The organism is Rhodoluna sp., from assembly GCF_024639375.1.
In the GTDB taxonomy this organism is placed as follows: Bacteria; Actinomycetota; Actinomycetes; order Actinomycetales; family Microbacteriaceae; genus Rhodoluna.
In genome coordinates, this window is record NZ_JAHEIM010000001.1 from 144,866 (window position 1) to 154,239 (window position 9,374).

A 9,374-nucleotide genomic window follows, 5' to 3' on the forward strand; every position below is an offset into this window, starting at 1 on the left:
GACTGCAGTGCACTTTTCCAATTGCACTATCGCTGGTTGGAACTAGAGCGACCGCAGGTGCGCAAACCACCCAGCTTTCATCAATGGCTCAGGGGTGGGGTTATCTATTCGCTGCAGCGGCAAGTTTCGCGGTTGGCTTGCTGGCTTCAGTGGCCCACAGCTATGCCGCAGGTTTTGCCTTTGTAGCCCTGATTAGTTTGGTTCAAGCCGTCATAGGTTTCTATGCGGGCACCTCAAGAAAACTGACAAGTAAATAAAAAATCCCCGAGTCAAAGACTCGGGGATTTATGCGACTTATTTCTATCGCAAAGTTTTTTATAGAGCAGTTGCCTTCTTGGCAATTGAAGATTTGCGGTTAGCAGCCTGGTTCTTGTGGATTACACCCTTTGAAACAGCCTTGTCTAGCTTCTTGCCGGCAAGAGCAACTGCTGCAGCTGCCTTGGTCTTGTCGCCAGCTGCAACTGCTTCGCGTGCTGCACGCACAACGGTCTTTAGTTCGCTCTTTACAGCCTTGTTGCGCTCAGTAGCCTTCGCGTTAGTAGCGATGCGCTTGATCTGTGACTTGATATTTGCCATGTTTCGCTTTCTTAGTTAGCTGGGCAGGCATAAAACGACTTACTCAGCTGAAAAATGTGGATTTCGGGAAATCACCCGTATCGACCTCCAATGCTAACAGTTAGCCGGGGGATTGGGCAACTAAACCAAGGGTTTTGCGCACTATTTATGCCAGAATAGGTGTTCGGCCGCATCGGCCAATTCATCACAATCAGAGGTAAATCTTGTCGCCACGCTCTTTGCACCGCCTAGAACCGGCCAAGACCCCGCCTGAATTCATTCGCAACTTCTGCATCATTGCCCACATTGACCACGGCAAGAGCACCCTGGCAGACCGCATGTTGCAGCTCACCGGAGTGGTGGACGCCCGCAGTATGCGTGCCCAATACCTAGACCGCATGGACATCGAGCGCGAACGCGGCATCACCATCAAATCTCAAGCTGTTCGCATGCCTTGGGATGTCGACGGCCAGACCTACGCCTTGAACATGATTGACACGCCAGGCCACGTTGACTTCACCTATGAGGTTTCTCGCTCACTGGCTGCCTGTGAGGGTGCGGTTCTGCTGGTTGATGCAGCCCAGGGGATTGAAGCCCAGACTCTCGCGAACCTTTACCTTGCCATGGAAAACGATCTTCAAATCATTCCGGTGCTCAACAAAATTGACTTGCCGGCTGCCCAGCCAGAAAAATATGCCGAAGAACTGGCCAACTTAATTGGGGGCAATCCAGAAGACTGCCTGCGTGTTTCTGGAAAAACCGGTGTTGGTGTTGACGTGTTGCTCGACAAAATTGTGGCCACCGTGCCGCACCCGGTCGGTGACCCAAACGCGCCTGCTCGCGCCATGATTTTTGACTCGGTTTACGACAGCTACCGCGGCGTGGTTACTTATGTGCGAATGATCGATGGTCACTTGGCACCACGCGAGCAAATCACCATGATGTCGACCAAGGCAGTGCACGAGGCTCTTGAGATTGGTGTTTCATCACCTGAGCCTGAACCAACCAAGGGTCTTGGCGTTGGCGAAGTGGGCTACCTAATCACCGGCGTAAAAGATGTTCGCCAATCAAAGGTTGGCGACACCGTCACCACAAAATTGAAGCCAGCCACTGAACCACTTAAGGGTTACGCAGATCCGAAGCCAATGGTTTTCTCTGGTGTCTACCCGATCGATGGCAGTGACTACCCAAACCTGCGTGAAGCACTAGACAAACTAAAGCTTTCAGACGCTGCATTGGTTTACGAACCAGAAACCTCGGTTGCACTGGGCTTTGGATTCCGCTGTGGATTCCTCGGTTTGTTGCACCTTGAGATTGTGACCGAACGTCTTGAGCGCGAATTCGGACTTGACCTGATTGCAACTGCGCCATCCGTGGTTTATCAGGTGACTCTTGAAAATGGCGACGAGCAAGTTGTTACCAACCCGAGTGAGTTCCCGGGCGGCAAAATCAAGAAGATTCTTGAGCCAATGGTTAAGGCCACAATTCTTTTGCCTAAGGATTACGTGGGTACTGTGATGGAGCTTTGTCAGGGTCGCCGCGGCGTGATGATTGACATGCAATACCTAGGTGAAGACCGTGTGCAATTGCGCTACACATTGCCACTTGCTGAAATCGTTTTTGACTTCTTCGATCAGCTAAAAAGCAAGACCGCGGGTTACGCATCTCTTGACTATGAAGAGGCGGGCCTAGCCGAAGGCGATTTGGTGAAGGTTGACCTGTTGTTGCAGGGCGAACAGGTTGACGCATTTAGCGCAATCGTGCACAAAGACAAGGCTTATGCCTACGGCGTGATGATCACCGGAAAGCTTCGCGAATTGATTCCGCGTCAGCAGTTCGAGGTGCCAATTCAGGCAGCCATCGGTGCGCGCATTATTGCTCGTGAATCTATTCGCGCCATGCGCAAAGACGTTTTGGCTAAGTGTTACGGTGGTGACATTTCTCGAAAGCGCAAACTTCTAGAGAAGCAAAAAGAAGGAAAGAAGCGCATGAAGACCATTGGTCGCGTTGAAGTTCCTCAAGAAGCCTTCATTGCTGCGCTTTCTACCGATGGTGAGAAAAAGGGCGAGAAGAAGGGCAAGTAATGGCCGGCCCTTTGCCAATTGGCGAACCAGCACCTTCGGATGGCTCACTGCCGAACCAAGTTGCAATCGATGCAAGTTCTCGAACTCTGCACGCCTACTTGCACATTCCTTTTTGTCGTGTGCGTTGTGGCTACTGTGACTTCAACACCTACACGGCAACCGAACTCGATGGCGTAAGTCAATCCACCTTTGCGCAAACCCTGATTGGTGAAATTGCACTTAGTGCGCGCGTAGTTAGTGATGCGGGCTTGCCTAAACGAAAACTTGCTTCAGTATTTTTTGGTGGCGGCACGCCAACTCAATTACCAGCCAGCGATTTGGTTGCAATTCTTAGCGCACTTCGTGATGCATTTGATTTTGCACCTGGCGCTGAAATTACCACCGAAGCAAACCCCGACAATGTTGATGTCGACTATTTGCAACAGTTGGTTGGCGGAGGCTTCAACAGAATTTCATTTGGCATGCAATCAGCTGTGCCAGAAGTTCTGGCAACTTTGGAGCGCAGTCACCAACCGGCGAATGTGCCATCCGCGGTTACTGCTGCGAAAGAGGTTGGGCTTGCCACCTCTGTGGATCTCATTTATGGCGCCCCCGGTGAAACTCTCGAGCAGTGGCGTGAATCGATTGAGGCCGCGCTGTCTTATGGCACCGATCATATTTCCGCCTATTCGCTAATTGTTGAAGAAGGCACCAAGCTTGCTCGGCAAATTAAGTCAGGCGAACTTGCCGAACCTGATGAAGATTTGCAGGCCGATAAATATGAACTTGCTGACCAACTTTTTGCTGCAGCCGGTTTGAATTGGTACGAAGTGAGCAACTGGTCGCGCAATTCAGCAACGGCCTCGGCACACAATGTGGCCTACTGGGCTAGCCAAGATTGGTGGGGTTATGGCCCTGGTGCGCACAGTCACTTCGGTGGTGTGCGCTGGTGGAATGCCAAGCATCCGGCCGCCTACGCATCAAAAGTTGCCGCAAATGAGTCACCGGCTTTGGGTAGAGAAATTCTGAGCGACCAAACTCGTTTAGAAGAGCGGGTGCTTCTCGAGATTCGCATGAGTCAGGGTTTGTCAATCGACTTGGTCAAGCAGCTGAATGCCGATCACGCCAAATTGATCTCAACTTTTATTGCAGATGAATTGATTGATGCCAGGGCCGCCATCGGTGGTCACTTGGTGCTCACCTTGAAGGGGCGATTGCTAGCCGACTCGTTGGTGCGCCAAATTCTCGCTTAGTGCTTGATGAATTTAATGGTCCACGGATAACGGTAAAACTCGCCGAGGCTGGCTTTATAGGCAGCAATGATGCGAAAGATCACCCAAATAATCGGTGGTACCCAGAAGAACAGCCAGCCAACCACGCTGATTGCTAGAACCACGTAGAGCAGCAACATGTTTAGGCCAAAGTTCAAAGACTCAATCACGTGGTGTCTTATGAAGGGTCCACGATCTTTCAACAGCAGGTAGCCCAGCAGCGGGGCGAAGAATTCGAGAACGATACCCAAGGCGTGCACCGCGATTGCCCAAAATCGCTCGCCCTCTTTAGATAGTGGCTCGGCTGGTGTGGTGTAGTCGTTGTCGCTCATGAAGTTCCTGTTCGTCAATGTCAGCCTAATCAAACAGCGGTGTCGGGGTAATATTGGCACTCAGAAAGTAAGAGTGCTAATTGGGAGAAACGGGGTGCAGCATGATTCCAGACCGCAGTCTCGAAGTTCTTCGCGCTATCGTTCAGGATTACATCGCCTCAAAGGAACCAGTCGGTTCGAAGTCGTTGGTTGAGCGTCACTCGTTTGGGGTTTCTGCGGCAACCATTCGCAACGACATGGCATTGCTTGAAGAAGAAGATCTAATTCATGCCCCGCATACTTCGGCAGGTCGAGTGCCAACCGATAAGGGCTACCGACTTTTTGTTGATCGACTCAACGAAGTCAAGCAACTCGGTCAAGCCGAACGTCAGGCCATCGAGAACTTTATGGTTGGCAGCGCCGACCTTGATGAAACCTTGGGTCGCACGGTGCGCCTGCTGTCATCGCTAACTAATCAAGTGGCTATGGTTCAATACCCAACTCTTGGCAAAGCCTCAATTCGCCATGTGGAGTTGATTCCTGCAGCCGACACGCGCGTGCTGATGGTTTTGATCACAGACAGTGGTCGCATTCAACAGCACGTCATTGAATTGGGCGAAAACGTTGATGAGGCTTTTATTGCTGAACTGCGAGCAAAACTCAACACCTTGCTTGGCGGTGCGTCGCTGAGTGCCGTGGCCGAAACAGTGCGGGGGCTTGCCGAAACATTCGCGCCTGCCAAAAAAGTTCAGGTTCAACTCATCTTGGCCAATTTGCTTGAACAGGTTGATGCAAATCGCCAAGAAAAAATTATTCTTGCTGGCACCGCAAATTTGGTAAAGCGTGAGGATGATTTTGCTGGCAGCGTTTCACCCGTTCTTGAGGCAATTGAAGAACAAGTCATTCTCTTAAAACTGATCACCGAAATGCAGGCAGAGCAACACGGCGTAAGTTTGCGCATCGGCAAAGAGAATTCGTTTGAAGGTTTCAGCACAGCCTCAGTTGTTGTGAGCGGCTATGAAAACCAGGGCAGCGAAATTGCCAAGCTTGGCGTGATTGGCCCAACTCGCATGGATTACTCAACCAACATCGCTGCCGTTCGCGCAGTTGCTCGTTATCTAACCAAGACTCTAGGAAACTAATGGCAGACCACTATGAAGTGCTTGGCCTGGCGCGTGACGCCAGCGAAGATCAAATCAAGAAGGCTTACCGCAAACTTGCACGCGAACTGCACCCAGATGTAAACCCTGCAGCAGATGCCGAAGAGCGTTTCAAACTTGTCACGCACGCCTACGAGGTGTTGAGCGATGCCGATTCGCGCCGCAAATATGACATGGGTGACCAAGACCCATTCGGTGCCGCCGGATTTGGCGGTTTCGGCGACATCTTTGACACCTTCTTTGGCGGAGGTGGCCAGCGCGGGCCGCGTTCACGAGCCGAACGAGGTCAGGATGCGCTCATTCGAGTTGAGCTCGACTTATCTGAAGCGGTTTTTGGTGTTGAAAAGAGCGTTGAGGTTGACACCGCAGTGCTTTGTGAAACATGCCAGGGTTCTTGTTGCCGACCAGGCACCAGCCCGGCTGTTTGTGACATCTGTCGCGGTTCCGGTCAAATTCAACGCCAGGTGCGCTCGTTGCTTGGCAACGTGGTTACCTCGCAACCGTGTGGCACTTGTCGCGGCTACGGTCAGGTGATTCCTGATCCGTGTCTTGACTGTCGCGGTCAAGGTCGTGTGCGCGCTCGACGCAAAATCGATTTGAATATTCCTGCAGGTGTTGAAGATGGTTTGCGTTTGCAGCTTGCTGGTCAGGGTGAAGTTGGTTTTGCCGGTGGCCCAAGTGGCGATCTTTATGTCGACATGGCAGTCAAGCAACATGATGTGTTTGGTCGTCAGGGAGATGATCTAACCTGCACTGTTGATGTTCCGCTTCACGATGCTGTGCTTGGCGCGATGGCAACAATTCAAACCCTTGACGGCGAAATTGAAATTCAGCTTGAACCAGGATTACAAAGCGGCGACGTCATCACTATCAAGGGCAAGGGTGTCAATCACCTTCGTCACAGTGGCCGAGGCGATTTGCTGATCACCTTGCACGTAAAGACACCAACCAAACTCGATGGAAAGCAAAAAGAACTATTCCGTTCACTCGCGGGTTTGCGCAAGGCAGACAAAATCGAATTGGTAAAGCAAACTCACGGTCGTTTCTCTTCTAAGCGTCGAGGTTAACTGTGGTTGAGCCGATGTTTCACCGTGTTTTCGATGAGCCCGCTGTTGTCGGCTCGGCGTTCGAAATATCTGGTGCCGAGGCCAAGCACGCAATTTCGGTGAAACGCATGCGTGTGGGTGAAGCAATTCAGGTCACCGATGGTGCCGGCGTTCGAGTTCGAGGGGCGGTAGACGCAATCAATGGCAACAAGCTGGTCGTTCGTGTCTCAGAGTCAGTGCATGAACCTGCACCAGCATTGCAACTCACTCTGGTGCAGGCTTTGGCAAAGGGTGACCGCGATGAACTCGCAATTCAAGCAGCAACTGAACTTGGCGTCTTTGAAGTCACCCCTTGGCAAGCTGACCGTTCAATTAGTCGCTGGATTGGCTTGAAAGAAGACAAGGGCGTTGAGCGTTGGCAAACAATCGTTTCAGAAGCTGCCAAACAATCTCTGCGTTCTTGGGTTCCAGTAGTCACGGCCCCGATTGAGAGCTCTGGGTTGCAGGCGTTGATCGATTCTTTTGACCTGGTTTTGGTTCTGGATCCAACTGCTACCAGCGGAATCGCCAGCACGGAGATTCCAAAGAGTGGGCGAGTGGCGCTGATAGTTGGCCCCGAAGGCGGCATTTCTGAGGATGAATTGAAGCAGGCCGAGCAGTTTGGTGCGGTTCGAGTTCATTTGGGTGAGCCAATTTTGCGCACCTCAACGGCAGGGGTGGCTGCTATCTCGGCTATTTTGACCCTTTCGGGGCAATGGTCTTAGCCGAGCCCCAAACTAAACTGAATCTGGAGGGTTAGTTTGCACAATTCAGATTGCATCTTCTGCAGAATTGCGGCCAAAGAGATTCAGGCCAACATCGTTGCAGAGACAGATTTATCAATAGCTTTTTGGGACATTGCCCCAAGGCAAGCGGTACACATTTTGGTGATTCCAAAGGCGCACTACGCAAACATTGCCGAATTATCTGAAGCTGACCCTGAATCGCTTGTCGATGTGATTCAGTTGGGTTCAAAATTGGCCCTCGAGAAATCAACCGGATCTTTCCGATTGAGCTTCAACACCGGCGAAGAAGCTGGTCAAACAGTTTTCCACGCTCACTGCCACATCACCAGCACAACTCCGAAAGCAGATATTGCCTAATCCAAACGCAGGTCGCAGCAAGACCGAACACCTTGAGATTCAAGGTGTTCCAATGGTTGCTCTTTTTGGCACCGAAGATCGTTTGCTAAAAACACTTGAGCTTACTTTTCCTGAGGTTGAGGTTCATGCTCGTTCTAACGAGGTAATTCTTAAAGGCCCGGCCGAGCAAGTTGCTGGCGCCAAACAACTAATTGAGCAAATGGTTGCTTTGATTATCAACGGTCAAGAACTTGCTCCCCAAGATTTCACTCGATCAGCAAAGATGATCGATTCAGATGTTCGGCCAACCGACGTGCTTAGCCAAAGCATTTTGAGCTCTCGTGGCAAAAGCATTCGACCTAAAACATTGGGCCAGAAGAACTACGTAGACGCCATCGATCAGCACACTGTGGTGTTTGGCATCGGCCCCGCAGGAACCGGTAAGACCTACTTGGCCATGGCCAAGGCAGTGCAAGCGTTGCAACGCAAAGAAGTGAGTCGCATTATTTTGACTCGACCGGCCGTTGAAGCTGGTGAGCGTCTTGGCTTCTTGCCCGGAACACTGAACGAGAAGATCGACCCATACTTGCGCCCACTTTTCGATGCACTGCACGAAATGCTGGATGCGGATGCCGTGCCAAAGTTGATGGCTTCGGGCACCATCGAAGTTGCTCCATTGGCTTACATGCGAGGGCGCACGCTCAATGATTCATTCATCATTCTTGATGAAGCACAAAACACCACGCCCGAGCAGATGAAGATGTTCCTCACCCGTCTCGGTTTCAATTCCAAGATGGTGGTCACCGGCGACATCACGCAGATCGACTTGCCAACCGGCCACTCAGGCTTGCGCACTGCCGTGGCAGCGCTAGGTGAAGTCGAAGACATGCACTTCGCCACTCTGACATCCGAGGACGTAGTTCGACACAACCTGGTTGCCAAGATTGTTGACGCGTATACAAAATTTGAAGAGACCAATTTGAAACCCGGAGCAGGCAAGCGATGACTATCGAAATTAATAACGAGTCTGAGATTGCCGTAGATGAAGCGCGGGTGCTTCGGTTGGCGACACATGCCCTAGACAAACTGCACATTCACCCAAATGCCGAATTGGCAATCCAGTTTGTTGATGAGGCCACCATGGAGCACCTGCACATTCAGTGGATGGATGAACCAGGGCCAACCGACGTACTTAGTTTTCCAATGGATGAACTTCGACCAGGCACCGACGCAGACATCACTCCGCCGGGATTGTTAGGTGACATAGTGGTTTGCCCAGCTGTTGCCATTGTGCAAGCCGAGGCAGCCGGTCACGAACCAATCAACGAGATTTTGCTGTTAACCACCCACGGAATTTTGCACCTATTGGGGTTCGATCACGCCGAGCCTGATGAAGAGAAAGAGATGTTTGGCCTGCAAAAGGGCATTCTCGAGAGCTTCTATGCCAGCGAGGCAAACTAGTTGACTTATTTACCGCTTTGGGTAGCCGCGTTGTTGGCCCTATTGGCCACCGCGACTGCGATCGTGAAAGCGACTCTTGAAAACAAGGAGTCAGACAAGGCTGAATCGCTTGGATTCGTGCGTCTGGTGCTAACCGGTGTGTTCGGTGTCGTGATTGGCCAGGCAGTGATTCCCTTTGGATTGCAGTGGTGGTGGTCTGCTCTCATTTCGATCTCGCTGATGGTTGCCCTTCTTTTTGGATCACAGTTTGCTGCCCGCGCCTTTGGCCATCGCGGTTTTGGTGAGCAATTGCTGCGCTTCAGCAAACCGCTGGTTAATTCAACGCACCTTCTATTCACGCCAATTTCGCTGCCCAAGATTGACGAACCCGAAGAGTTTGAGCAGGA

The 9,374-nt window shown here is 51.6% G+C and carries 11 protein-coding genes and 1 pseudogene; 10 read left to right on the forward strand and 2 right to left on the reverse strand.

The window, feature by feature from the left end:
- A pseudogene (locus tag Q0L28_RS00730) lies at nucleotides 1-257 on the forward strand (hypothetical protein); the annotation flags it as partial.
- Nucleotides 258-315: 58 nt separating this feature from the next.
- Here Q0L28_RS00730 and rpsT read toward each other — a convergent pair.
- Entirely contained in the window at nucleotides 316-576 is a 261-nt protein-coding gene (rpsT, locus tag Q0L28_RS00735; protein ID WP_296630181.1) for a 30S ribosomal protein S20, read from the reverse strand.
- A gap of 203 nt (nucleotides 577-779) precedes the next feature.
- Here rpsT and lepA point away from each other — a divergent pair, with 203 nt between their 5' ends.
- Together lepA and hemW are read left to right on the forward strand one after the other, a co-directional pair.
- A complete protein-coding gene (lepA, locus tag Q0L28_RS00740; RefSeq protein ID WP_296630185.1) occupies nucleotides 780-2,639 on the forward strand; it encodes a translation elongation factor 4 in 1,860 nt (619 codons plus the stop codon).
- Nucleotides 2,639-3,871, forward strand: a complete 1,233-nt coding sequence (gene hemW, locus Q0L28_RS00745) for a radical SAM family heme chaperone HemW (RefSeq protein WP_296630188.1) — start codon at nucleotides 2,639-2,641, stop codon at nucleotides 3,869-3,871. The genes lepA and hemW overlap by 1 nt, the downstream gene beginning before the upstream one ends.
- On the opposite strand, the gene Q0L28_RS00750 is transcribed toward hemW, so the two are convergent.
- Nucleotides 3,868-4,221 carry a DUF4870 domain-containing protein gene (locus Q0L28_RS00750; protein WP_296630191.1) on the reverse strand — a complete coding sequence of 118 codons (354 nt, stop codon included), beginning with the start codon at nucleotides 4,219-4,221 and terminating at the stop codon, nucleotides 3,868-3,870. The genes hemW and Q0L28_RS00750 overlap by 4 nt on opposite strands.
- A 101-nt stretch (nucleotides 4,222-4,322) precedes the next feature.
- Between Q0L28_RS00750 and hrcA the strand changes: the two genes are divergently transcribed.
- The 7 genes from hrcA to Q0L28_RS00785 all read left to right on the forward strand — a co-directional run.
- Entirely contained in the window at nucleotides 4,323-5,342 is a 1,020-nt protein-coding gene (gene hrcA, locus Q0L28_RS00755) for a heat-inducible transcriptional repressor HrcA (protein ID WP_296630193.1), read from the forward strand.
- Nucleotides 5,342-6,427 carry a molecular chaperone DnaJ gene (gene dnaJ / locus Q0L28_RS00760; RefSeq protein WP_296630196.1) on the forward strand — a complete coding sequence of 362 codons (1,086 nt, stop codon included), beginning with the start codon at nucleotides 5,342-5,344 and terminating at the stop codon, nucleotides 6,425-6,427. Before hrcA ends, dnaJ begins: the two co-directional genes overlap by 1 nt.
- 14 nt (nucleotides 6,428-6,441) lie before the next feature.
- Complete coding sequence (locus tag Q0L28_RS00765; RefSeq protein ID WP_296630198.1) at nucleotides 6,442-7,170, forward strand: 16S rRNA (uracil(1498)-N(3))-methyltransferase; 729 nt, start codon at nucleotides 6,442-6,444, stop codon at nucleotides 7,168-7,170.
- 36 nt (nucleotides 7,171-7,206) lie between these two features.
- Complete coding sequence (locus tag Q0L28_RS00770) at nucleotides 7,207-7,548, forward strand: HIT domain-containing protein (protein ID WP_296630200.1); 342 nt, start codon at nucleotides 7,207-7,209, stop codon at nucleotides 7,546-7,548.
- Nucleotides 7,549-7,600: 52 nt separating this feature from the next.
- Nucleotides 7,601-8,533, forward strand: coding sequence for a PhoH family protein (locus Q0L28_RS00775; RefSeq protein WP_296630226.1), 933 nt, complete (start codon nucleotides 7,601-7,603; stop codon nucleotides 8,531-8,533).
- Nucleotides 8,530-8,988 (forward strand): rRNA maturation RNase YbeY, encoded by a 459-nt coding sequence (ybeY, locus tag Q0L28_RS00780; protein WP_296630203.1) that lies wholly within the window; start codon nucleotides 8,530-8,532, stop codon nucleotides 8,986-8,988. The genes Q0L28_RS00775 and ybeY overlap by 4 nt, the downstream gene beginning before the upstream one ends.
- Nucleotides 8,989-9,374 (forward strand): hypothetical protein (locus Q0L28_RS00785; protein ID WP_296630205.1); only part of this gene is annotated, 386 nt, incomplete at its 3' end. It abuts the gene before it with no gap.